The following is a 20,920-nucleotide window of genomic DNA, read 5'->3' as shown; positions in this document are numbered from 1 at the left end:
ATTGCTGGCGTGATCGCCCTCACCGATACGGATGGGCATTGCGGGGGACCAGCCCGAGATATTCGGCGAGGATGAGCAGCGCGGCCGTGACGCGGAAGCCGACCGCGCCTGGAATCGTCTCATGGTCGAGGGCGACGCGGTCGAGCGCCTGGAGCGTCGCCTCCCCTGCCCCGTCGATGACGGCCTTGCGCATGGCGTTGAGGCGCGACTGGAGGCGCAGGATCACTTCATCCGACAACTCCCGCCCCGAGCCCACCCCGACCACGATGAGGCCGACCGGCACGCCCTTGGCCGCCCGCCAGCGCCGCGTCGTCTCGGTATATTCCTCGCCGGCGTCGTAGAGTTCGCGGCGCAGGCGGCAATCGAGCACATGCCGGCCGAGCGGCGAGGCGCAGAGTTGGTCCTGATTGCCTCGGCGATGCGGCTGGGCCAGCACCGTTGCCCGCTCGCCCTGCTCGCGCTTGAGGCGCGCCGCCTGCCGCTCGGCGGCGGTGGGGCGTTGCGGGCGTCCATTGGGCTCGCGCAAGACCATCGCGCGCTTCTTTCCGGGCCTGCTCATGCTGCCTTGTCCTTTTCTGCCTTGTCGTGGTTTTCAGGGGCCGGGAAATACCAGCCCTCGGCCTTGGTCCTGGGGTCCTGCGTCGTCATCCCCGGCTTGTGGCCGGCCGCCACGCGCTCGCGCCATTCCGCCGTGCCCTTGACGACGAAGGTTTTTGGCGGCCCCTGGCTCGCTGGCACTGGGCTGCGTTTCAGCAGCGCCTCGGTGATGATCGGGCCATAGAACTTCCACGAGCTGACCCGGCCGCCCGACGCAGGCCTGGCCCGGATGACCGGCAGGATGTCGCGCTCGAGATCGGCCTGGCGATGCAGCAATTCGGCGATCGGCGCGAAGGATCCCAGCCTCTCCGAGCCTGCAGCCTCGCAGCAGCGCCTTTCGGCTTCGATCAGATCCAGATCAGGCGCGCGCGGCGCAGACGATGCCGCGCCAGCGGAATCGTCTTCTGAATCTGACTCTGCCTCTGACTCTGGGGGCGTTGCGCAACGTCCCGGCAACACAGCCTCGCCGCTGCGTTTGGCCTCACGGTGCCTGCGCGAGCGCTCGGTGCTCTTGTCGCTCTCATATTGGCGGGTTTTCCAGGCGCTCACCGCATCACCCGTGATCATGCCGATCTCGGCCATCGCGGCGAAGGTGGCCGCGATCGTGCCGGCCGGCTCGCACAGGGCGGCGGCAACGCGGCGCGGCGTGGTCTCGAAGCGGCCGCCAGCATCGGTTTCTGCCGCGCTTTCAAGCAGCGCATGCCAGACCGCAATGGCAACAGAGCGCGAGCAGGCCGCGATGACCGCGACCTCGGCCAGCTTGTCGTCCTTCACCGTGCCGGCATAGGCGCGATACCAGCGGCTCATCGCGATGCCTCGCTTGTGCAGCGGCCGTCTTTCCGGGGCGATCCGAAGGATCGAGCCCGGAACCCAGAAACGATGCCGTTCCCGAACGAGGCGGCCCGGTCACGTGCTCTTTCTGTTCCACCTGTGGTTCTGGGTTCCGGGCTCAGGCCTGCGGCCTGCCCCGGAATGACGGTGGAGAACAACGGCTTCATGGCGCGTCCCGATCACGACCTGTGTCCCGATCGCGGAGATGGGCGAGCGAGCGAATGATCAACCCCGACAGGACAGGCGTCTTGTCGAGCTCGGCTTCCGCCGCCTCGATCAGCTCTTGTTCGCGCAGTTCTTGCTCGCGCCTGAGCTGGGCCTGACGGTAGAGCCGGGTCGAGGCGTCCTTGAAGGAGATGATGCTGGCGGTCATTGCCCGGTCCTCGCATCGATCTTCCGGCAGGCATGGCGGATCGCGCTGTGGTCGCGCCCACCGTCATTCCGGGACATGGCGTAGCCATGGGCCTGGAACCCAGAACCGCTGTCGCTGCCGAACGAAGCGGCCCGGTCAAGCACTCTTTCTTGTCCGCCTGTGGTTCTGGGTTCCGGGCTCAGGCCTGCGGCCTGCCCCGGAATGACGGCAGAGAATGACGCCATCGGCCATCGCTGAAGGCCGTCAGGATGAGCGCTCGCGGAGTATCCGGAAAGCGCGGGGCGGCGGTCACGGGCCGCCCCGCCAGTTGCGCGCCGAGACGAGCGCGGGGGAAAAGCCTCGGATGCGATGGCCTTCATAGGGCCATCGCTTTGCATCGGGGCGCTGAAGCGCCGCGCGACACGCGCCGTCCGGGCGGCGGATTGGTGAACGGGGTTGCCATGACCTCTTGCGATACATAACGTATCGTACCGAGTCAAGATGAAACGTATCGTGAAGCGTGCGATACAGGAGCAATGGACACACCAGCCAATCGCCTGCGAAACGCCCGGGAGCTGAGAGGCTTCCCCAGCCCGACGGAGGCCGCCCAGGCCTTCGGCTGGAACGAGGTCACTTATCGCGCCCATGAGAATGGCGGGCGCGGCATCAAGCAGCCCGTGGCGGAGAAATATGCCAGCGCCTTCCGCGTCAAGGCGGGCTGGATCCTGTTCGGCGATGGCGAGGCGCCCAGCGGCGCTGACGGCCACGGCGTCGTCCAAAGGCCCGCCTCGCCGCGCGGCTATCTGGCCGAGCCCAACGTGGTCTTCGAGGGCCAGGCCGCGCTGCCGAAAACCCATGGGCCCAGCGACATCCAGGAACTCGGCATCACGGTCGGCGGCTTTGCCAGCGATGACGACGCCTTCGAGATGAACGGCCAGGTGATCGACATGGTCAAGCGGCCCATCGGCATCCTGGACCGCAAGGACGTCTTCGCGCTGCGCGTCTCCAATGACAGCATGGCGCCGAAATATGAGGATGGCGAGCGCGTCTATGTCGAGAAGCGCAAGCCCGCGATCCGCGATTATGTCGTCATCGAATTGAAGCCGGCCGAGGACGGCCGCCCCGGCAAATCCTTCATCAAGCGCCTGGTCTCGATGAATTCCGGCAGGGTCACGGTCGAGCAGTTCAACCCCGCCGGCCGGCTCGAATTCGACGCCAACGCGATCAAGCAAATCCTGCGCGTGATCCCGGAGCGGGAGCTTCGGGGCGAGTGAAGGAGCCTGGAGCAGGCTGTTTATGCTCGGAAACGCGGCGCTCATCCTGGGCGTAGCCCTCGGGTCCAATCTTCGATCGCCCAAGGATAAACTCCGCGCAGCCCCGGGATCCGAAGCGCGTCATGGTCGGGTTTGACCCGACCATCTCGTAAATCAGAGCACTCTGGTTGTGAGTTTCTCAGGCCCGCGCCCGAGCGTGACGGCAGGGCTCGGGGAACCCTTCTCCCCTCGCGGGAGAAGGTGGCTCGGCGCAGCCGAGACGGATGAGGGGGCGCTGTGAGCTCAACCGTCTGGCCTGAACATGACGCCAATCGGACAGGGCACGGCGCCCCCTCATCCGGCGCTGCGCGCCACCTTCTCCCACGAGGGGAGAAGGGAAAAAGGGCGCGTCATTCTCGGGCGGAGCGAAGCGCAGAGCCCCGAGAATGACGCTCTACGATGGATCCCGGATCGGCGCGGCGGAGCCTGTCCTCGGGCCGGCCAAAGGCCGGATCCGGGGGCCGCTTGTCCGGGATGACGGCGCGTTTCCCTGCCAAGGCAGCAAGCTCCGGCGCTTTGTCTCCACGCGAACCGGTCTCCACTTCACTGGAACGCCCCCCTACCCCCATCTGAAGGCCGGGATAAGCGCGACGTTCTTGCCGATTCCGCCGCCGGCCCGGCAGACCGAGCAGGTCAATTTCGGCCTGAGCTCGTCGGCGCAATGAATGCCGCGATCGACGAACCGGGCCAGCACCTGCGGCGTCATGCGCTTCTCGTTGCCGCAATCGTCGCAGCGGATATAAAGCGCAGCAAAATCGGCCAGGCCGGGCTTATCTCGCGACATCTCCCGGCAAACGCTGCTCATGGCCGAACCCTCTTTTGTTCCCTTAATGTTCTCATTTAAGCCAGCCCGGCAACCTGAAGTCGAGTCGAAAATCGGCTGCCTCCTCAAAATAAATCGCAGCAACGGCGATACGATACGCATTGACGCAACTCGATACATTTTGTATCATTTCTCCATCGCAGGAGAGACCCGGATGAGCGCCAGCGCCGCGACATTCCCGTTCGAGGATTGCGATTTCGATCATGGCGATGTCTGCATCGGCGGCGTCGACCTGATCGAGATCGAGACGCAGGACGGCGTCGACTTCGCCGTCATCGACATCATCGCCAGCAAGCGCAGCCAGACCATGCCGTGGCTGGTCATGGGCGTGACCGAGTGGGTTGCCGGCGATCTCGCCCGCCCCCGGGGCCAGTCTCGCATCCGCAAGGCCTATCAGAGCCACATCGCGGAGCGCGAGGATTGCAGCGCCGCAGACGCCGCCGATTTCGCCCATGACATGCGGCTGAACGCGGTGGCGGCGTGAAGGGCTTTCTCGGCCCGGGCCCTCGACGCCCGGCCGCACGGAACATCGCCCGTCAGGCTGTGTTCATGTCCTGGCGTGCAGCTTGCGCCTTTGTTCGGCCTCACGGCCGGTCACGGCAATCCGGAAGGGAGTTCGCCATGTCGAGGATTTTTGCGTTGGTCGCCTTGGCGGGGCTGGCCGCCCTGTCGGGAACTGCCGCCCAGGCGCAGTATTACGACCCCTATGGCCGCCCGCCCCCGCCACGCTACGATGACCGGCCGCCGCCGCGCGACTGGGAATATGAGCGCCGGCGGCCGCGCTATGACGACGAGCGGCCCTATTATCGCCAGCGCCGCTTCGGCGAAATGTGCGTGACCTCACGCGGCAGCTGCGAGACCCGTCCCGCCCCGGTCGGCGCAGGCTGCGGCTGCTATATCGATGGCTTCGGCTCGAAGCGCGGCATCATCCAGTAGCTTTCGCGCAACGCGGCGCCTGCGGATCAATCCGCAGCGCCGCGGATCGTCGCCAGCGCGTCGAGCGCGCGCTGGCGTCCAAAGGCCAGGTCGATGACCGGGCGCGGATAGGTTTCGCCAAGCCTGACGCCGGCATCGCGCAGGGTCGCCGCATTCGCCTGCCAGGGCGCGTGAATCGTGCCGGCGTCGAGTTGTGCGAGCTCGGGCAGCCAGCGGCGCACATAGTCGCCCCCGGGGTCGAATTTTTCGCCCTGCGTCACCGGGTTGAAGATGCGGTAATAAGGTGCGGCATCCGCGCCTGAGCCCGCGACCCATTGCCAGCTCGCGGCGTTGCTGGCCGGGTCGGCATCGACAAGCGTATCCCAGAACCAGTCCTCGCCCTGCCTCCAGTCGGTCAGCAGATGCTTGATCAGGAAGGAGGCCACGACCATGCGCACCCGGTTATGCATCCAGCCGGTCGCCCAGAGCTCCCGCATGCCGGCATCGACCAGTGGATAGCCGGTCTGGCCACGCTGCCAGCGCTTCAGCGCCTCGGCCTCCGGGCTCCAGGGAAAGGCATCGAAGCGGGCATTGTAGTTCTTCGTCGCGAGCTCGGGATTGTAGAACAACAGATGGTAGGAGAACTCGCGCCAGCCGATTTCCGAGAGGAACTTGTCGATATCGGACACGCCGCCCGCCGCCATGCCGGCCGCTGACGCCGTCTGGCAGGCATGCCAGATCTGGCGGGGGCCGATCTCGCCGAAGCGCAGATGCGGCGAAAGCCGCGATGTCGAGACAAAATCAGGCCTGTTGCGCCCTTCGCCATAGCCCCCGAGCGAACCGGAGAGAAAATCACTGAGCCGCCCGGCCGCGCCCGCCTCGCCTGGCGTCCATTCGGCGCGCAGGCCGCCGGCCCAGTCCGGCCTGGAAGGCTCGAGCGGGAGATCGGCGAGGTCGACCGCCGCCCTGGCGAGAGCGCTCGGGAGCGGCAGCGGCAAAATGCGCTGCGGCGCAGGCTCGGGCGCAGCCGGCTCGCCCTTTGCGCGCGCCGCGCGCCAATAGGGCGTGAACACCTTCATCGGCTCGCCGAGCTTGCTCGACACCTGCCAGGGCTCGTTGAGGAGATGGCTGTTGAAGCTGCGCACGGTGACGCCCGCGCCGACCAGCGTCTCCTTCAGACCGCGATCGAGCGCGATCGCGGCCGCCTCATAGCGCCGGCTCCAGGTCACGAGATCGATTCCGGCCGCTGCCACGAGCTTCGGCAGGAGATCGGCGGGATCTGCGCGCATCAGCACGAGTTCGGCGCCCCTCTCGCGAAGCGAGGCGGAGAGCGCGCGCAGCGATTGCGCCAGCCACCATCGCGAGGCGCCACCGAGGCGGCGACGCTCGCCGCCCTCGTCGAGGATATAGAGGCACAGCGTCGGGCCGTGAGCGATCGCGGCGGCGAGCCCCGGATTATCGGCGAGCCTCAGATCGTCGCGGAACCAGTGCAAGGCGGCTCTTGTCATCCCGCTTGAGTAGGGTGCGGCGGTGCCGCCCGGCAAGGTGCTGCTCTGCGCTTTGTGGACGCCGCGACATCGGGGCCTGTCCGCTGCGCGACATTGCGGGTAAGCAGGCGCTTGGACCGACCAGAGCATTGCTCACGGCTTTTAGGATCGATCGCGCTTTTCGGATTCGGACGTGATCCAGGATGAGGAACTGAAGACATGACCATCGAACGGACCGGATTGACGCCGCGCTGGTGCGATTCCGCCGCCTTCAACGGCATCGTCTTCCTGGCCGGGCATTGCGCGGAGAAGACGCAAGGCGCTTCCCTCACGGAGCAGACGCAGGAGGTTCTCGCTTTGCTGGAGGAAACGCTGGAGGCCGCCGGCAGCGGCAAGGAGCGCATCCTCAGCGTCCAGATCTTCCTGACCAATATCAAGGCGATCGGCGAGATGAACGCGGTCTGGGACGCCTGGGTCGCGCCCGGCAATGCCCCGGCGCGGGCGACGGTGCAGGCGGAACTGGCCTCGCCGGGCTATGCGATCGAGATCACCGCGGTCGCTGCCAAGCGTTCCGTCTGAACCACCGCAGGGATGGGGATGGGCGCGGCATGACAAGGCGGCCATGGCTTATCCTCGGCTTACTCCTGCCAGGCCTGCTGCTTGCCCTGCTGGGTGCCTCGCCCATTTTGGCGCAGGAGCCGCCCTCCTCGGGCATCGATGCTGCGCTCTGCCGCCTGATCGACGATGCGGCGGCGGCGCAGGCCGTGCCCGCCGGCTTCCTGACGCGGCTGATCTTCCAGGAATCGAGCTTCCGCCCGAGCGTCACCAGCCCGGCGGGCGCGCAGGGCGTGGCGCAGTTCATGCCCGGAACGGCACGCGAACGCGGGCTCGCCGACCCGTTCGACCCCGAGCAGGCCGTGCCCAAGGCGGCGCATTTCCTCAGCGAATTGCGCCAGCGCTTCGGCAATTGGGGGCTGGCGGCGGCAGCCTATAATGGCGGCCCCACCCGCGTCTCGAGCTGGATCGCGGGGCGCGGCTTCCTGCCCATGGAGACCGAGAACTATGTCCTCTCGATCACCGGCGCGACCGCCGAGGCCTGGGCCGAGTATGCGCGGGCAGGGACGGAAGGCGAGACCCGCCCCGCCCGGCCGGCGAGCCCGGACAGCCACGCGCCGTGCCTGGCCACGGTCGCGCTGATCCGTGCGGGACGCGGCGCGCTTGCCATCGCGCAGGCGCCCTTCGCGCCCTGGGGCGTGCAGCTCGCGGCCAATTTCTCGAAGGCGCGGGCGCTTTCGGCCTTTCAGCGGGCGAGCGCCCGGCATCGCGCCATCATTGCCGATCTCTCCCCGATGGTGATCGGCACGAGGCTGCGCAGCCGGGGCACGCGCGCCTTCTACCGGGTCAGATTGCCGGCAGCGACTCGGGCGCAAGCCACCGCCCTGTGCCGGCGCATTCAGGACAACCGGGGCGCCTGCGTGGTGCTGAAAAGCTGAGGCGAGAGCTGAGCCGACTTGCGGCCTGTTGCTCACGCGCAACGGAGCGCGTCAAAGCCCCTGACCTCGCACCGATGTGATGATGGCGCAATTGCGCCGACCGAGCCGCTCTGACAGAAAATTGAGGAGATGTTGACACATTTGGGTCAACTTCGAGCCTAGCGCTCCCCTGCCATCCGTCCGAGGTCCCGATGAACCGTTTCTTCCGTATGGCCACGCTTGCCGGGCTTGGCCTGCTCGCTGCTGCCTCATCCGCCCATGCCTATGAGATCGATCCGCTGACGCGCCAGCCGCTGATGCAGAGCGCCGACCCGGCCAAGGCGCAGGCGACCGCGATCCCGCGCGAGCTCGTCTCCTATGACGGCAAGCAGCGCCCTGGCACCATCGTGATCAACACCAGCGAGCGCCGGCTTTACTATGTGATGCCCGACGGCAAGGCGATGCGCTACGGCGTCGGCGTCGGCCGCCCTGGCTTCGACTGGGCCGGCTCGCAGAGCATCACCCGCAAGGCGGAATGGCCGAGCTGGACGCCGCCCTCGCAGATGCTGAAGCGCCGCCCCGACCTGCCGCGCTTCATGCCCGGCGGCCCGGAAAACCCGCTCGGCGCGCGCGCCATGTATCTCGGCTCGACCCTCTACCGCATCCACGGCTCGAACGAGCCGGAGACGATCGGCCAGGCGGTCTCCTCCGGCTGCATCCGCATGCTGAACGAGGACGTCATCGACCTCTATGAGCGCGCCAAGGTCGGCACCCGGGTCGTCGTCGCCCGCTGAGCGGCACGAGACACACCGGGTTTCAACGAAGCTCGTTTCCAAAGCAAAGGCCGGCGGTGACGCCGGCCTTTTCGTTTGTCCTGACGGAAGGCGGGAGCGCCGTCGCGCGTCTGGAGCGCTTTCCACGCAGCCCGAACCGTCATTGCGAGCACAGCGAAGCAATCCAGAGGGTCTCGCTCGACGCCCCCTGGATTGCTTCGTCGCTGCGCTCCTCGCAATGACGGGTAACGCGACGCGTACAGCGGACTTCGAATCACCAGCGCTCCGCCCTATGCGGCGGGCGCCTCGACCACCATCGCCCGCTTGGCCCGGAACGCAACGAACAGCTGAAAGGCAAAGAACAGCCCGATCAGGCAGAGCAGCGTCGCGCTGATCGGATGCGTGAAGAAGGTCGTGAAGCTGCCCCGGCTGATGATCATCGCGCGGCGGAAATACTCTTCCAGCATCGGCCCGAGGATGAAGCCGAGCATCATCGGCGCCGGATCGAGCGACAGGCGCATCATGGTGTAGCCGATCAGGCCGAACGCCGCCGTCGTGAAGATGTCGTTGAGGCTGTTGTTGACGCTGAACGTGCCGATGCAACAGAAGAACAGGATCGACGGGAACAGCACGTTGTAGGGGATCTTGAAGACCGAGAGCCAGAACCGCACCAGCGGCACGTTCAAGATCAGCAGGAAGCAGTTTCCGACCCACATGCTGGCGACGAGGCCCCAGAACAGGTCGGGATGCTTGGCGATCATGTTCGGGCCCGGCTGAATCCCCTTGATGATGAAAGCCGCCATCATCAGCGCCATGACGGCGTTCTCGGGGATGCCGATGCTCATCAGGGGAATGAAGCTGGTTCGCGCCGCCGCCTCGTCGGCCGCCGCCTGTCCCGCGACGCCCTCGATCGCGCCGGAGCCGATCTCGTCCTTGTATTTGCTGACCTTCTTGTCGAGGGCATAGGCGGCGAATTGCGCGATCACCGGGCCGCCGCCCGGCAGGATGCCGAGGAAGGAGCCGACGACGCTGCCGCGCAGTGCGCTCGGGATGATGCGCTTGAACTCCGGCCAGGTCGGCATCAGGTGGATCTTGCCGTTGAAGGGGGTGCGCTCCTCGCGCGCATCGAGGTTCTTGGTGATCTCGGCGATGCCGAAGCAGCCCAGCGCCAGGCTGACAAGGCTGACGCCGTCGGTGAGCGAGGGCAGCCCGAAGGTGAAGCGCTCCAGGCCGGTCTCCAGATCGGTGCCGACCTGCCCCAGCAGCACGCCGAGCAGACACATCGCCAGCCCGTTCAGCAGGCTGCCGGTGGTGATGAAGCTGACGCAGACGAAGCCGACCAGCATCAGCGCGCAATAATCGGTGGGGCCAAACAGCAGCGCGACCTGGCCGAGCGTCGGCGCAAGGCTCGCCAGCACGAGGATCGCCACCGTCCCGCCGATGAAGCTCGAGACGCCGGCGGTGAAGAGGGCAAGGCCGGTCTTGCCCTTCAGCGTCATCTGGTAGCCGTCGATGCAGGCCACGATGCTGCTGGCATGGGGGATCTTCATGGTGATGGCGCTGACGCTGTCGCCATATTGGGCGCCGTAATAGATGCCCGCGAGCATGATCAGAGCGCCGCCGGTCGGCAGCGAATAGGTCAATGGCAGGAGCAGGCTGATCGTCGCCAATGGCCCAAGCCCGGGCAGCAGGCCGACCAGCGTGCCGACCACGCAGCCGATGGCGCAATAGAGCAGGTTCTCCGGCGTCAGCGCGTGCTCGAAGCCGAAGGCGAGATTATGCAGGATCTCCATCAGAAGAGCCTCAGATTGAGGCCGAGGAAATGCTCGAAGCCATAGGCCACGACGATGAGGCCGAGCGCGATCTTGAGATTGCGCGTCCAGGAATAGGTCGCCGCCGCGAAGCCGGCGATGAAGACCATCAGGACGATCCCCAAGGCGGCGTTGACGAGCTGGGCCCCCACGACGAAGGCCACCAGCCCGAGCATGATCAAGGCGATGTTCTTGAGGTTGAAGCTGAGCGGTACGGGAGCGGCCAGGCGCGCTTGCACGATCATCAGCAAGGCAATGGCGAGCAGCGGGCCGCTCAGCAGGAGCGGGAAGAGCCCGGGGCCGGCATGGGCCAGATCACCAAGCGGATAGCGCAGCGCGTTCAGCATGAAGAAGAGCGCTACCGCCGCGAGGAAAATCCCTCGCGCGGAATTCTGGTTGACCATGCCTGTGCTCCCTGGGCGGATTATTTCATTTGATTGTTATTTTCCATGGAACCACCGTCAAGCGGAACACCGGCGCTATCCACGCTCCTGCCAAGCGGTCGCGAGCCAGCAGACCTGCGCCCGGCGCATGGAGCGGGCCGTCAGGCCGCGCCATGGCAGCTCCACAAGCTTGTCGCAAAGCCGCCGTTCTGCGACGCTTCAGCCATCATCCGGCGAGAACCGACGCATCAGATATGAGAAAAACCAGCCTTCTTTCAGCCTTCCTGCTCATCGCGGCCCTGACCGGATATCAGGGCGCCCTCCCCGCCAGGGCCTCGGAGCCGACGCTCGAACAGACGGCGGAACTCTATTATCGCGCCTGGCTCAATTACGATCGCTCCGGAGCCTTGCGCTTGAACAAGGCCCTGCGGCCGGAATCCGCAGGCCGGGATTACATCGACATGACGATGTTCAACGATCCGATCGCGTGGCAGCTCAAGCGGATGGCGACCTTGACCGTGAAGACCGATCCCTCGGGGAGCGAGCTGAAACGATTGATGGCCAGATACATCGTCGAGAGTTCGAAGCGCATCCGCTGCACGGCCGTCGGCAGCAGGGTCGGCAGCGAACCGGCCGATGGCCGCTTCCACGCCACCGTCAAGCTCGATTGCCTGGTGCCGGAGGCGGTCGCGGAACTGGCGCAAGTGAAGCGGTCAGAAGAGGGAGCGGATATGAGCAATCCAACCCCGCGCCTCCTGAAAAACGTGATCGATGCCTATGCAAGAGCCCCTCTGACACGCCGCATTGCGACGGAGATGGATCTCACCGCCGGCTTGGCCAAGGAGCGCTGGATGCCGAGCCAGTATCGAACCGGTATCGACCTGGTGACGGGAGGCGTCGCCCGCCAGATCGGCGAAGCCGGCCTCGGCAGGTAGGCAATCGAGCGCGGGCGAGTTTCCCTTCCCCCCTGGCGGGGGAAGGTGGCAGCGCGTAGCGCTGACGGATGAGGGGGCGCCGTGAGCTTTCCGCCTGGCCGAACACAACGCTAGTTGGATAGGGCACGGCGCCCCCTCATCCGGCGCTGCGCGCCACCTTCTCCCGCATCAAAGTCGACTGTTGCCGACTTTGGCACTTTGGGTTGCTCATCTCGGGCGAGCCCGAGATGAGTGGGAGAAGGGAAGAGCGCGCCACGAACGACCTCATCGCCATGCTTCCTTTGCGCTCGTTGCCTTGAGATATTGCGCAGCGCCCGTTTGAAAATCTTCTGAGCCCTCAAACAGGCGCTAAGCGGCTCCCAGCCGCGCTACCCTCGCTTCACCCGCTCCCGCGACAGACCCTGCTCCGCCAGCGCGTCGCGATAGGCCTGCATCTTCGCCTCGCCATGCTCGCCGAGCTCGCGCAGATAGTCCCAAGCGAAGATGCCGGTGTCGTGCATGTCGTCGAAGGTGAGCTTGACGGCGTAATGGCCGACAGGCTCGACGCCGATGATCTCGACCTCGGCCTTCCCCGGCACGGTCTTCTTCTGCGTGGGGCCATGGCCCTGGACCTCGGCCGAGGGGCTTTCCACCCGCAGCAATTCGGCCGGCAGCGCGTAGGCCGCGCCATCCTCGAAGGCGACATGCAGGGTACGGCGATCCTTGGCGAGGCGGATCTCGGTCGGCCATGCTGACATGGTTGTGTTCACTCCCGTGGCCTGTGCGACGATGGCCGCGCTTGACCTTGGCAGCCGCAATGCCAATGTCTCACCGGATATAGCGATGCGGCCACCGCCATGCACCTGCCCGCGTGCAGCAAGGTCGTTTTCAGAATTTGGCCGTCTTCAGGGATGAAGCAGAGTGCTCCTCGACGACATCAAGCCCGATATGACCGCCAAGCCCGATGCGATCGAGCAGCTCGCGCGCGCGCCGCTGGTCGATCCGTTCGGTCGCGACATCTCCTATCTGCGCATCTCGGTGACGGATCGCTGCGATTTCCGTTGCGTCTACTGCATGTCCGAGGACATGACCTTCCTGCCCAAGCGCGACCTGCTGACACTGGAGGAGATCGACCGCGTCGCCACCGCCTTCGTCGCGCGCGGCACCCGCAAGCTCAGGCTCACCGGCGGCGAGCCCTTGGTGCGGCGCGATGTGATGAGCCTGTTCCGCTCGCTCTCGCGCCACCTCACCACCGGTGTGCTGGAAGAGCTGACGCTGACCACCAACGGCTCGCTGCTCGACCGCTATGCGCAGGAACTGGCCGATTACGGCGTGCGCCGGATCAATGTCTCGCTCGACACGCTCGACCCCGACAAGTTCCGCAAGATCACGCGCTGGGGCGATCTCGACAAGGTGCTCGGCGGCATCGAGGCGGCGCGCAAGGCAGGCCTGCGGGTCAAGATCAACGCGGTCGCGCTCAAGGGCGTCAATGAGGACGAGATCGAAGGGCTGATGACCTGGGCGCACGGGCTGGGCATGGACCTGACCCTGATCGAGGTGATGCCGCTGGGCGAAATCGAACCCGGCCGCATCGACCAGTTCCTGCCGCTCTCGGTCGTCAGGGCGCGATTGATGGATCGCTACAATCTGGTCGAGGATCCCTACCGGACCGGCGGGCCGGCGCGCTATGTCCGCGTCAAGGAGACCGGCGGGCTCGTCGGCTTCATCACGCCGATGACGCATAATTTCTGCGAGAGCTGCAACCGGGTGCGCCTGACCTGCACCGGCACGCTCTATATGTGCCTGGGACAGGAGGACGCCGCCGATCTGCGCGCACCCTTACGCGCCTCGCCCGACGATGCGGGCCTCCACCGCGCCATGGAAGAGGCGATCTCGCGCAAGCCCAAGGGCCATGACTTCATCATCGACCGGCGCCGCGCAAAACCCGCCGTCGGCCGCCATATGAGCGTCACCGGCGGCTGAGAGCCCGTTTTGAAACTCCGCGAGCCCTCATCCTGAGAGCGTGGTTCGAAATGAACCGAGCGATATCAGGGGACTTCCTATCGCTTGACACCCCCGCGCCGTCATTCCGGGGCGATCCGAAGGATCGAGCCCGGAACCCAGAACCGATGCCGCTGCTTGAGACAGCGCCGGTCGCCGGCTCGCTTCACGACGACACGCATCGGTTCTGGGTTCCGGGCCCATGGCTACGCCATGTCCCGGAATGACGGCGGAGAATGACGCCATCGCTCAGAGCTGAAGGCCGTCAGTGAGTTCGCCGGTCCATCAGACCGACCGGGTTATGCCGCCATCGACGCGGATGTTCTGCCCGGTGATGTAGCCGGCGTCGTCCGAGGCCAGGAAGGCGATCGTCCCGGCGATCTCGTCGGCCCGACCGTAACGCTGCAGGGGAACGCTCTGACGGCGCTCATCCGTCGCCGGCAGGCTGTCGATCCAGCCGGGCAGCACATTGTTCATGCGAATGTTGTCGGGCGCGTATGTGTCCGCAAAAATCTTGGTGAAGGAGGCAAGGCCTGCCCTGAACACCGCCGAGGTCGGGAACATCGCGGCGGGCTCGAAGGCCCAGGCCGTCGAGATGTTGATGATCGAGCCCGAGCGCTGCGCCTGCATGATCGGCGTCACCAGCCGCGCCGGCCGCACCGCACTGAGGAAATAGACTTCCATGCCGCGCTGCCAGTCTTCGTCCGGGATCTCCAGGATGGGAGCGCGCGGCCCGTGCCCGGCGCTGTTGACCAGGACGTCGACCCTGCCCCAGCGCTCGAAGACCGTGTCGACCAGGCGCTTGACGTCGTCATTCGACTGGTTCGAGCCGGTGATGCCGATACCGCCGAGCTCCTTGGCCAGCGCCTCGCCCTTGCCGGATGAGGACAGGATCGCCACCGCAAAGCCGTCCTTGGCGAGACGCCGCGCGGCGCTTGCGCCCATGCCGCTGCCGCCGGCCGTGATGATAGCCACCTTCTTCGTCATAGCGCGCTCTTTTCCTGGTTGATGCCACTGTTCATAGGGTTCGGCGCCGCCTTGAACCATCGATTTCCCGTGCAGGGACCCTGTAGCGCTGCTACACCCTTGCCATGTACACGCCTGCCATGCAGCGAATGCCTCCTCTCGCAACCCTGCGCGCTTTCGACGCCGCCGCTCGCCATCTTAACTTCAGGCTCGCCGCCGAAGAGCTGAACGTGACGCATGGCGCCGTCGCGCAGCAGGTCCGGGCGCTGGAGGCCAGCCTCGGCGTGGCGCTGTTCGAGCGCGAGCCCAGAGGCCTGGCGCTGACGCCGACAGGACGCTCCTTCCACCCGCAGATCCGCCGTGCCTTCGCCCTGATCGCGGGCGCGATGGCCGCGATCGAACCGAGGCAGGAGCATGAGCGGCGCGGCGTCACGGTGACGGTGACGCCCTCCTTCGCGGCGAGATGGCTGATCCCGCGGCTCGGCAGCTTTTCCGCGCTCGCTCCCGATGTCGAGGTGCGCGTGCTGGCATCGGAAGCGACGGAGCGGCTAGGCGGGCCCGGCCTGCCCGATCTCGCCGTGCGGCTCTCGGCGCCGCCCTTCGATCGCGCGCTTGAGGCCGAGCGGCTGCTCGCCGATGATCTGTTTCCGGTCTGCAGTCCGGCGCTCGCCGCGACGCTGATGACACCGGCCGATCTCCTGACGACAACGCTTCTGCACGACGCCCATGACGCCTGGCCGCTCTGGCTGGAGCTGGCGAACGCCCAGGCGCCCCTGACAGTCGGCAAGCGCTTCAGCCAGACCGCGCTCGCCCTGGGGGCGGCGCTCGATGGCCAGGGCGTAGCACTCGCTCCCTTCGCCCTGGTCGCCGACGATATCGCGCAGCACCGGCTGATCGCCCCCTTCGGGACCGATATCCGCCTCGTCTCGGAGCGGGCTTTCTACCTGCTGACGCCGAAGCTGGCGCGGACACGCCCCGAGGTCGCGCTGTTTCGCGCCTGGCTGCTCGACGAGAGCAAGCCGAGGCCGCAGTGATTCTAAAAGTTTAGAGCATTGCTCTTGCGAAAAGCCGGTACCCACTTTTTCGCGCAATGCTCTGGCGCATGACGATTTGAAGCGCGGCAGGAACTCAAGCTGTCCCGCCACCCCAACTCGTTACAACTTGACCCGATAGCCGGTTGGGCTAACGTTTTGGCCCGTTCCGGTTGCAGGCGTTTCATGCTGAGTCGTGTCCATTCCCGGATCAAGGCGTTCTTGCGCGCCGCGTTCCGCCTGGTGCAGGACACCGTCTTCGTGAGGCTCGTGCTGGCGGCGATCAAGCTATGGCGCGATGTCCGCTTCCCCGCTTTGCTGCTGACCGGCGTCCTCGTTCTCTGCCTGGCATTCGCCGGTTTCTCGGCGAAAGCGGTGTTCTCGACCTTGCGGCCGGCAGCGACCACGGCGATCGGCCCCGGCATCGCCGCGGCCTTCGCCTTCCTCATCGTGCTGGAATTATGCGCCGCCAGCGCGCTGACTGCGCTGCAAGGGCTGCTGCGCCTGTCCTACGACACCGGCCGACACCGGATCGGCGCGCTTTTGACGATGCTTGCGCTCATCGCTGCCGGCGTCGCGGCCCTGGGGCTTGCGGCGGTGGCTGCCGGCTCGGCCTCGCTGCCTGGTCACAGCGGGCTCTTCATCGCCACGCCGATCCTGATTCTGGCCGCGCTCTGGTTCGACAGGGCCTATCGCCGCCCGGCCTTTCCGCGCTTCCGCGATTTCCACGCCGATATCGTCGATGTCCGGGGCTATCTGGCGAGAGCCTCCCATGATGGTTGATCGCGCATGACGGATGATCGCGGCAACGGCACAGGCGCGCCACCGATTTCCGGCTACCATCTGGCCGAGACGGTGCAGGCCGGCCTGCGCGGCGCCGGCGACGCGCTCGCCAACAACCCGCCGGCTCATTCCGCCCTGCCCTCGCAGACCGAACTCGGCCTGCTCGCCCGCGTCAGCGAGCTTTTCAACGGCATCCGGCAGGAGGCGACGGCGAAGCTCAACGCGCTCCATGCCGAGATCATCGGCAAGCGCGAGGCGCTGACGGCGGAGCGCTACGAGACCCGCATCAGGCGCATCGAATCCGGCATGCGGGCGCTGCTGAACAAGCATGGCGGCGAGCTCGAGCAGACTGTCTTCGACGCGCTGAAGGCCAAGCGCGAATATGAGTACTTCAACTATGTGAACCAGCGCAGCAGCGACCCGAAGCTGGACAAATGGCAGTTCATCCTTGCCTTCCTGGTGGTGCCGCTGGCGATCGAGAGCCTGCTCAACGGCAATTTCTTCGCCGATGCCAGCGATTTCGGCTTGATCGGCGGGGCGGCGACCGCCGTGATCATCTCGGCGCTGAACATCTCGCTCGGCTTCGTCATGGGCCTGTGGCCGGCGCGCTATTGCCAGCACGTCAAGGCCTCGCATCTGTTCTGGGCGCTGCCGGCCTATGCCGGGATGATCGCGCTGATCGTGCTGTTCAACCTTGCCGTCGGGCATTACCGCGAGTTGCTGATCGCCAATCCCGACGCCGCCTCGCAGCAGGTGGTGCCGCATATGCTGGCGAACCCGCTTGGCGTCTACGAGCTCAAATCGATCGCGCTCGTGCTGATCGGCTGCCTGATCGCCTTCCTCTCCGCCTCCAAGGGCTATTCGGCCTTCGGCAGCTATCCCGGCCAGGCCTTCGCCTATAAGCGCTGGCGGCAGCGCTGGGAGGCGGTGGAGCGGGAGCGCCGCCGGCTCGACACCGAGCTCGCGCCCGAACTCGAACAGATCCGCGGCCAGGTCGAGGGGTTCCGCGAGGATTGCCAGCGCGAGATCAGCCGGCTCCAGCTCGCCAAGGCCAGCGCCGACCAGATCCGCGACCATTATCTCACCCGCGTCGCGCAATTGCGCGCCGCCAAGGACGCCGCCGTGATGCAGTATCGCGAGGCCAATCTCAGGGTGCGCACCGATCTGCCGCCGGCCTATTTCTCGCAAGGCATCAACCTGCCCGAGATCGACCAGCCGGCGGAGCTCGTCGACCATGCAAGGCTGCGGGCGCTGATCGAAGATGTCGAGCGCCAGTTCGTCAATATGCCGGCGCTGATCGAGGCCAAGCTCAAGGACCAGCTGGCGCTGGTGCGCGGGGTCGATCTCGCCGGCGAGATCGAGCGCCTGAAGACACGCGCGGTCGAGGCCGGGCGCGAGGCCTATGAGCGGGAGGAAGCCAACCGCAAGACGATCCATGCGGAATTTTCCGCGACGCCGCGCTGAGCTGAATTGCGACGAGGCATGAAAAGCGAACATTGGGCGATCACCGCCACCATCCTGGCCGGCCTCTCTTTGGCCGGTTTCTTCGCCGCCCCAAAACTGCTCAGCGGGCCGCCGCGCGACGCCGAGACGCTCTGCCAGAAGAGCGGGCCGGTCGGGCATACGCTGATCCTCGTCGACAAGACCGACCCCTGGAGCGAGGTTCAGGCGGCGCGCTTGAAGAAGCTGGTCAAGGAGGTCGGCGAGGCGCTGCCGGCCGACCGGTTGATGTCGATCTATGTCTTCAAGGACGTGTTCGAGCCGAATTTCCCGCCGCTGCTGGCGCTGTGCAATCCCGGCCGCACGGTCAGCGAACTGATCGGCAATCCGCGCCGCGACTATGTCAGATGGGTCGAGAAATTCGGCCGCCCGCTCGACGAGGCGCTGACCGTGCTGGCCCAGCCGGCCAAGGGCAACCAGTCGCCGATCGTCGAGGCGATCGGCGACGTGCTGGCGCGCCGCGAGAACCGCGTGCCGAGCGGAGACCGGGCGCTGCTCCTGGTCTCCGACATGCTGCAGAACTCGCCGCAATTCACCGTCTTCGGCAACAGCCCCGGCGCGCGCGATCCCGAGCGCCTGCGCCGGCTCGTCGGCAAGACCTGGTCTGATGCCGACGGCGCCTCATGGCGTCTGCAGGTGCATCAGGTCCAGGGCGTCTACGATGCCGCCCGGCTCGAACAGGCGAGTTCGCTCTGGCAGCAGGCCTTGCGGGCGCTCAACATCCCCTTCGCCTGGGACCGGCTTTAGGGTCGCATCCCATTCTGACGGCGTCGTCAGAATGGGATAAACCTGATCATTTCCAAGATCTTACGGCACGTCTCTGTCAGCCAGATTCAAGAGGTTGCCATCCCGCGCGAAGCGGCTTTAGCCGCGCCGATCCGGGATGACCCGGATGTTTCAACCTCGATGTGAAGCGGATCTTATACTGATGGCCTTCGGCGCTGAGCGCGGGCGTTATTCTCCACCGTCATTCCGGGACATGGCGCAGCCATGGGCCCGGAACCCAGAACCGATGCGCGTCCTCGTGAAGCGCGCCGGCTGCCCGTGCTTTCTCAAGCAGCGGCATCGGTTCTGGGTTCCGGGCTCGATCCTGCGGATCGCCCCGGAATGACGGCGGAGCTTCAGCCATAAGTTACGGTCAAACGCCGTTGGTATGACTTGTCCCGGGGAGCAACCCTCTCCTGCATGACCGCCCCCTGGTTTCTCAAGCTGCGGAGGCGGAGATGCAGGAGCGCTCCGGCCGGCCGATCGCGGCGAAGAGCTCCGCATCCTCGCCAATGCCCGCATTGGGCGTCGTCAGCAGTGTGTCCCCGTAGAAGACCGAATTGGCTCCGGCGACGAGGCACAGGATCTGCGCTTCGCGGTTGAGGCTGGAGCGGCCGGCCGATAACCGCACGGTCACACCCGGCATGACCAGCCGGGCCGTCGCCACCATCCGCACCAGCTCCAGCGGATCGATGCGCGGGCGCCCGGCCAATGGCGTGCCCTCGACAGGCACGAGCGCGTTGATCGGCACGCTTTCGGGATGCGGCGCCATTCCGGCCAGGACCTGCAGCATCGCGGCCCGATCGCGGATCGTCTCGCCCATGCCGATGATACCGCCGCAGCACAGATCGATGCCGAAGGAGCGCACTGTCGCCAGCGTGTCGAGTCGGTCCTGATAGGTGCGCGTGGTGATGATCCGCCCGTAGAATTCCGGGCTGGTGTCGAGGTTATGATTATAGGCCGTCAGCCCGGCTGCGGCGAGACGCTCGGCCTGATGCGGCCTGAGCATGCCCAGCGTGACGCAGGCCTCCATGCCGAGCCCGCGCACGCCCTCGACCATCCTGATCACGGCGTCGAACTCGCGGCCATCGCGGACCTGCCGCCAGGCCGCGCCCATGCAGAAACGCTCGGCGCCGGCCGCCTTGGCGGTCGCCGCCAGCGCGACCACGCTGTCGGGGTCCATCAGCCTGTCGCGGGTCAGGTCGACCTCACGGTGATGCGCCGATTGCGGGCAATAGGCGCAGTTCTCCGGGCAGCCCCCGGTCTTGATCGAGAGCAGGCTGGCCTTCTGGACCTTGTTCGGGTCGTGGTGCCGGCGATGCACCGCATTGGCCCGCCCGACCAGCTCGAGCAGCGGCAGATCATGCAGGGCGACGATCTCCTCGACCGTCCAATCATGCCGGATCGTTTCATCCGCCGCCGTCATGGGCGTTTGCCCAGGAGCCGGGCGCCCAGGTGCCGGGCGAATGACGCCGGCAGCAGCGCGCTGCCGACTGCGACGACGCCGATCTTCACGAGATCGCCGAGCAGGAAGGGCACGACCCCGACGGCGAGGAGCTGGCCGGCCGGGACAAAGAGCGCGAGCCAGGCCGCGCCGATCGCATAGATCACCAGCATCCCGGCCAGCATCGCGCCAATGCGTCCAAGGCTGCTCCTGCCCTGCGCCAGCGCGCCGACCAGCCCGGAGGCGACGAGATAACCGATGAGATAGCCGCCGGTCGGGCCGACCATATAGGCAAGGCCGATGCCGCGCTCCGGCGTGCCGGAGAAGACCGGCAGGCCGGCTGCGCCGGCCGCGAGATAGGCGAGAAAGATCGAGATGGCGAGGCGCGGCCCGAAGGCCACGGCGAAGGCCATCATGGCCAGCGTGTGCAGGGTCATCGGCACCGGCCAGAACGGAATCTGCACCTTGGCGGCAAGCGTCATCACGGCCGCGCCAGTGAGGACGGTCAGCGCGGTCCGGGCGGATGGCGCCATGCGGTTTTCGTTCGGCCTTGCGGCGGCGTCGCTCATCTCGATACTCCTTCAGCGATAATTATAGATAATTTTGAGATTCTATCGCTAAATGAATCCATAGAAGCGTGAGCATGGCAAGGGCTGGGGCGTGTGGTTCGCTTTGGAGGCTGTCGGAGGGCTGTCCGTGCTGCCCTTTCCGTCATTGCGAGGAGCGTCAGCGACGAAGCAATCCAGGGAGGCGTAGAGC

Annotated in this window: 23 protein-coding genes; 12 read left to right on the top strand and 11 right to left on the bottom strand. The window is 66.3% G+C overall.

The genetic code is table 11. The features are described from left to right. Nucleotides 1-19: 19 nt before the first annotated feature. The 3 genes from ACSQ3P_RS22260 to ACSQ3P_RS22250 form a co-directional block, all read right to left on the bottom strand. Entirely contained in the window at nt 20-559 is a 540-nt protein-coding gene (locus ACSQ3P_RS22260; RefSeq protein ID WP_148663416.1) for a hypothetical protein, read from the bottom strand. After that, on the bottom strand, nt 556-1,404 hold the full coding sequence (locus tag ACSQ3P_RS22255) for a hypothetical protein (protein ID WP_436167664.1): 849 nt from the start codon (nt 1,402-1,404) through the stop codon (nt 556-558). The genes ACSQ3P_RS22260 and ACSQ3P_RS22255 overlap by 4 nt, the downstream gene beginning before the upstream one ends. Nucleotides 1,405-1,591: 187 nt before the next feature. Then, nucleotides 1,592-1,801, bottom strand: a complete 210-nt coding sequence (locus tag ACSQ3P_RS22250; protein ID WP_436167663.1) for a hypothetical protein — start codon at nt 1,799-1,801, stop codon at nt 1,592-1,594. Between the two features lie 515 nt (nt 1,802-2,316). Here ACSQ3P_RS22250 and ACSQ3P_RS22245 point away from each other — a divergent pair. Beyond that, a complete protein-coding gene (locus ACSQ3P_RS22245) occupies nt 2,317-3,054 on the top strand; it encodes a S24 family peptidase (RefSeq protein ID WP_436167662.1) in 738 nt (245 codons plus the stop codon). 598 nt (nt 3,055-3,652) lie between these two features. On the opposite strand, the gene ACSQ3P_RS22240 is transcribed toward ACSQ3P_RS22245, so the two are convergent. After that, nucleotides 3,653-4,018, bottom strand: a complete 366-nt coding sequence (locus ACSQ3P_RS22240; RefSeq protein ID WP_436167661.1) for a hypothetical protein — start codon at nt 4,016-4,018, stop codon at nt 3,653-3,655. Nucleotides 4,019-4,070: 52 nt separating this feature from the next. Between ACSQ3P_RS22240 and ACSQ3P_RS22235 the strand changes: the two genes are divergently transcribed. After that, nucleotides 4,071-4,400 (top strand): hypothetical protein, encoded by a 330-nt coding sequence (locus ACSQ3P_RS22235; RefSeq protein WP_436167660.1) that lies wholly within the window; start codon nt 4,071-4,073, stop codon nt 4,398-4,400. Nucleotides 4,401-4,537: 137 nt separating this feature from the next. After that, a complete protein-coding gene (locus ACSQ3P_RS22230) occupies nt 4,538-4,852 on the top strand; it encodes a hypothetical protein (protein ID WP_436167659.1) in 315 nt (104 codons plus the stop codon). Between the two features lie 26 nt (nt 4,853-4,878). Here the strand turns inward: ACSQ3P_RS22230 and ACSQ3P_RS22225 are convergent, their stop codons facing one another. Beyond that, nucleotides 4,879-6,339 (bottom strand): cryptochrome/photolyase family protein, encoded by a 1,461-nt coding sequence (locus tag ACSQ3P_RS22225; protein ID WP_436167658.1) that lies wholly within the window; start codon nt 6,337-6,339, stop codon nt 4,879-4,881. A 198-nt stretch (nt 6,340-6,537) separates the two neighbouring features. Here ACSQ3P_RS22225 and ACSQ3P_RS22220 point away from each other — a divergent pair, with 198 nt between their 5' ends. The 3 genes from ACSQ3P_RS22220 to ACSQ3P_RS22210 all read left to right on the top strand — a co-directional run bounded on the left by ACSQ3P_RS22220 (nt 6,538) and on the right by ACSQ3P_RS22210 (nt 8,584). Further along, nucleotides 6,538-6,897 (top strand): RidA family protein, encoded by a 360-nt coding sequence (locus ACSQ3P_RS22220; protein ID WP_436167657.1) that lies wholly within the window; start codon nt 6,538-6,540, stop codon nt 6,895-6,897. Nucleotides 6,898-6,926: 29 nt separating this feature from the next. Then, nucleotides 6,927-7,811 carry a transglycosylase SLT domain-containing protein gene (locus ACSQ3P_RS22215; RefSeq protein WP_436167656.1) on the top strand — a complete coding sequence of 295 codons (885 nt, stop codon included), beginning with the start codon at nt 6,927-6,929 and terminating at the stop codon, nt 7,809-7,811. Between the two features lie 191 nt (nt 7,812-8,002). Continuing rightward, entirely contained in the window at nt 8,003-8,584 is a 582-nt protein-coding gene (locus tag ACSQ3P_RS22210; RefSeq protein ID WP_436167655.1) for a L,D-transpeptidase, read from the top strand. 269 nt (nt 8,585-8,853) lie between these two features. Here the strand turns inward: ACSQ3P_RS22210 and ACSQ3P_RS22205 are convergent, their stop codons facing one another. Both ACSQ3P_RS22205 and ACSQ3P_RS22200 read right to left on the bottom strand, forming a co-directional pair. Beyond that, on the bottom strand, nt 8,854-10,356 hold the full coding sequence (locus ACSQ3P_RS22205; protein ID WP_436167654.1) for a tripartite tricarboxylate transporter permease: 1,503 nt from the start codon (nt 10,354-10,356) through the stop codon (nt 8,854-8,856). Further along, nucleotides 10,356-10,778, bottom strand: a complete 423-nt coding sequence (locus ACSQ3P_RS22200; RefSeq protein WP_436167653.1) for a tripartite tricarboxylate transporter TctB family protein — start codon at nt 10,776-10,778, stop codon at nt 10,356-10,358. Before ACSQ3P_RS22200 ends, ACSQ3P_RS22205 begins: the two co-directional genes overlap by 1 nt. A 233-nt stretch (nt 10,779-11,011) precedes the next feature. Between ACSQ3P_RS22200 and ACSQ3P_RS22195 the strand changes: the two genes are divergently transcribed. Further along, nucleotides 11,012-11,692, top strand: a complete 681-nt coding sequence (locus tag ACSQ3P_RS22195) for a hypothetical protein (protein WP_436167652.1) — start codon at nt 11,012-11,014, stop codon at nt 11,690-11,692. A 368-nt stretch (nt 11,693-12,060) separates the two neighbouring features. Here the strand turns inward: ACSQ3P_RS22195 and ACSQ3P_RS22190 are convergent, their stop codons facing one another. Next, the gene (locus ACSQ3P_RS22190; RefSeq protein WP_436167651.1) at nt 12,061-12,429 is read right to left on the bottom strand and encodes a gamma-butyrobetaine hydroxylase-like domain-containing protein; all 369 of its coding nucleotides are present in this window, start codon (nt 12,427-12,429) and stop codon (nt 12,061-12,063) included. A gap of 190 nt (nt 12,430-12,619) precedes the next feature. On the opposite strand from ACSQ3P_RS22190, the gene moaA reads away from it, so the two are divergent. Beyond that, the gene (gene moaA / locus ACSQ3P_RS22185) at nt 12,620-13,654 is read left to right on the top strand and encodes a GTP 3',8-cyclase MoaA (protein WP_436167788.1); all 1,035 of its coding nucleotides are present in this window, start codon (nt 12,620-12,622) and stop codon (nt 13,652-13,654) included. Nucleotides 13,655-13,957: 303 nt separating this feature from the next. On the opposite strand, the gene ACSQ3P_RS22180 is transcribed toward moaA, so the two are convergent. Further along, nucleotides 13,958-14,659 carry an SDR family oxidoreductase gene (locus ACSQ3P_RS22180; protein WP_436167650.1) on the bottom strand — a complete coding sequence of 234 codons (702 nt, stop codon included), beginning with the start codon at nt 14,657-14,659 and terminating at the stop codon, nt 13,958-13,960. A gap of 128 nt (nt 14,660-14,787) precedes the next feature. On the opposite strand from ACSQ3P_RS22180, the gene ACSQ3P_RS22175 reads away from it, so the two are divergent. From ACSQ3P_RS22175 to ACSQ3P_RS22160, 4 genes are all read left to right on the top strand, one after another. Then, nucleotides 14,788-15,672, top strand: coding sequence for a LysR substrate-binding domain-containing protein (locus ACSQ3P_RS22175; protein WP_436167649.1), 885 nt, complete (start codon nt 14,788-14,790; stop codon nt 15,670-15,672). 183 nt (nt 15,673-15,855) lie between these two features. Further along, the gene (locus ACSQ3P_RS22170) at nt 15,856-16,452 is read left to right on the top strand and encodes a hypothetical protein (RefSeq protein ID WP_436167648.1); all 597 of its coding nucleotides are present in this window, start codon (nt 15,856-15,858) and stop codon (nt 16,450-16,452) included. A 6-nt stretch (nt 16,453-16,458) separates the two neighbouring features. Beyond that, complete coding sequence (locus ACSQ3P_RS22165; protein WP_436167647.1) at nt 16,459-17,916, top strand: hypothetical protein; 1,458 nt, start codon at nt 16,459-16,461, stop codon at nt 17,914-17,916. A gap of 18 nt (nt 17,917-17,934) precedes the next feature. Next, nucleotides 17,935-18,699, top strand: a complete 765-nt coding sequence (locus tag ACSQ3P_RS22160) for a hypothetical protein (RefSeq protein ID WP_436167646.1) — start codon at nt 17,935-17,937, stop codon at nt 18,697-18,699. A 457-nt stretch (nt 18,700-19,156) separates the two neighbouring features. Here ACSQ3P_RS22160 and bioB read toward each other — a convergent pair whose 3' ends face one another. Together bioB and ACSQ3P_RS22150 are read right to left on the bottom strand one after the other, a co-directional pair. Beyond that, entirely contained in the window at nt 19,157-20,143 is a 987-nt protein-coding gene (bioB, locus tag ACSQ3P_RS22155; protein ID WP_436167645.1) for a biotin synthase BioB, read from the bottom strand. Next, nucleotides 20,140-20,730, bottom strand: coding sequence for a biotin transporter BioY (locus ACSQ3P_RS22150; RefSeq protein WP_436167644.1), 591 nt, complete (start codon nt 20,728-20,730; stop codon nt 20,140-20,142). The genes bioB and ACSQ3P_RS22150 overlap by 4 nt, the downstream gene beginning before the upstream one ends. Nucleotides 20,731-20,920: the final 190 nt, after the last annotated feature.

This window comes from Allobosea sp. LjRoot9 (assembly GCF_964252745.1).
GTDB lineage: Bacteria > Pseudomonadota > Alphaproteobacteria > Rhizobiales > Beijerinckiaceae > Allobosea.
Note: the sequence above shows the minus strand (reverse complement) of the source record. Positions and strands in the feature narration are given on the sequence as shown.

Bases quoted from the DNA above. Each gene is read 5' to 3' on its own strand.
- ACSQ3P_RS22260 (WP_148663416.1), bottom strand. From the start codon at position 559: ATGAGCAGGCCCGGAAAGAAGCGCGCGATGGTCTTGCGCGAGCCCAAT.
- ACSQ3P_RS22255 (WP_436167664.1), bottom strand. From the start codon at position 1,404: ATGAGCCGCTGGTATCGCGCCTATGCCGGCACGGTGAAGGACGACAAG.
- ACSQ3P_RS22250 (WP_436167663.1), bottom strand. From the start codon at position 1,801: ATGACCGCCAGCATCATCTCCTTCAAGGACGCCTCGACCCGGCTCTAC.
- ACSQ3P_RS22245 (WP_436167662.1), top strand. From the start codon at position 2,317: ATGGACACACCAGCCAATCGCCTGCGAAACGCCCGGGAGCTGAGAGGC.
- ACSQ3P_RS22240 (WP_436167661.1), bottom strand. From the start codon at position 4,018: ATGCGTATCGTATCGCCGTTGCTGCGATTTATTTTGAGGAGGCAGCCG.
- ACSQ3P_RS22235 (WP_436167660.1), top strand. From the start codon at position 4,071: ATGAGCGCCAGCGCCGCGACATTCCCGTTCGAGGATTGCGATTTCGAT.
- ACSQ3P_RS22230 (WP_436167659.1), top strand. From the start codon at position 4,538: ATGTCGAGGATTTTTGCGTTGGTCGCCTTGGCGGGGCTGGCCGCCCTG.
- ACSQ3P_RS22225 (WP_436167658.1), bottom strand. From the start codon at position 6,339: ATGACAAGAGCCGCCTTGCACTGGTTCCGCGACGATCTGAGGCTCGCC.
- ACSQ3P_RS22220 (WP_436167657.1), top strand. From the start codon at position 6,538: ATGACCATCGAACGGACCGGATTGACGCCGCGCTGGTGCGATTCCGCC.
- ACSQ3P_RS22215 (WP_436167656.1), top strand. From the start codon at position 6,927: ATGACAAGGCGGCCATGGCTTATCCTCGGCTTACTCCTGCCAGGCCTG.
- ACSQ3P_RS22210 (WP_436167655.1), top strand. From the start codon at position 8,003: ATGAACCGTTTCTTCCGTATGGCCACGCTTGCCGGGCTTGGCCTGCTC.
- ACSQ3P_RS22205 (WP_436167654.1), bottom strand. From the start codon at position 10,356: ATGGAGATCCTGCATAATCTCGCCTTCGGCTTCGAGCACGCGCTGACG.
- ACSQ3P_RS22200 (WP_436167653.1), bottom strand. From the start codon at position 10,778: ATGGTCAACCAGAATTCCGCGCGAGGGATTTTCCTCGCGGCGGTAGCG.
- ACSQ3P_RS22195 (WP_436167652.1), top strand. From the start codon at position 11,012: ATGAGAAAAACCAGCCTTCTTTCAGCCTTCCTGCTCATCGCGGCCCTG.
- ACSQ3P_RS22190 (WP_436167651.1), bottom strand. From the start codon at position 12,429: ATGTCAGCATGGCCGACCGAGATCCGCCTCGCCAAGGATCGCCGTACC.
- moaA (WP_436167788.1), top strand. From the start codon at position 12,620: ATGACCGCCAAGCCCGATGCGATCGAGCAGCTCGCGCGCGCGCCGCTG.
- ACSQ3P_RS22180 (WP_436167650.1), bottom strand. From the start codon at position 14,659: ATGACGAAGAAGGTGGCTATCATCACGGCCGGCGGCAGCGGCATGGGC.
- ACSQ3P_RS22175 (WP_436167649.1), top strand. From the start codon at position 14,788: ATGCCTCCTCTCGCAACCCTGCGCGCTTTCGACGCCGCCGCTCGCCAT.
- ACSQ3P_RS22170 (WP_436167648.1), top strand. From the start codon at position 15,856: ATGCTGAGTCGTGTCCATTCCCGGATCAAGGCGTTCTTGCGCGCCGCG.
- ACSQ3P_RS22165 (WP_436167647.1), top strand. From the start codon at position 16,459: ATGACGGATGATCGCGGCAACGGCACAGGCGCGCCACCGATTTCCGGC.
- ACSQ3P_RS22160 (WP_436167646.1), top strand. From the start codon at position 17,935: ATGAAAAGCGAACATTGGGCGATCACCGCCACCATCCTGGCCGGCCTC.
- bioB (WP_436167645.1), bottom strand. From the start codon at position 20,143: ATGACGGCGGCGGATGAAACGATCCGGCATGATTGGACGGTCGAGGAG.
- ACSQ3P_RS22150 (WP_436167644.1), bottom strand. From the start codon at position 20,730: ATGAGCGACGCCGCCGCAAGGCCGAACGAAAACCGCATGGCGCCATCC.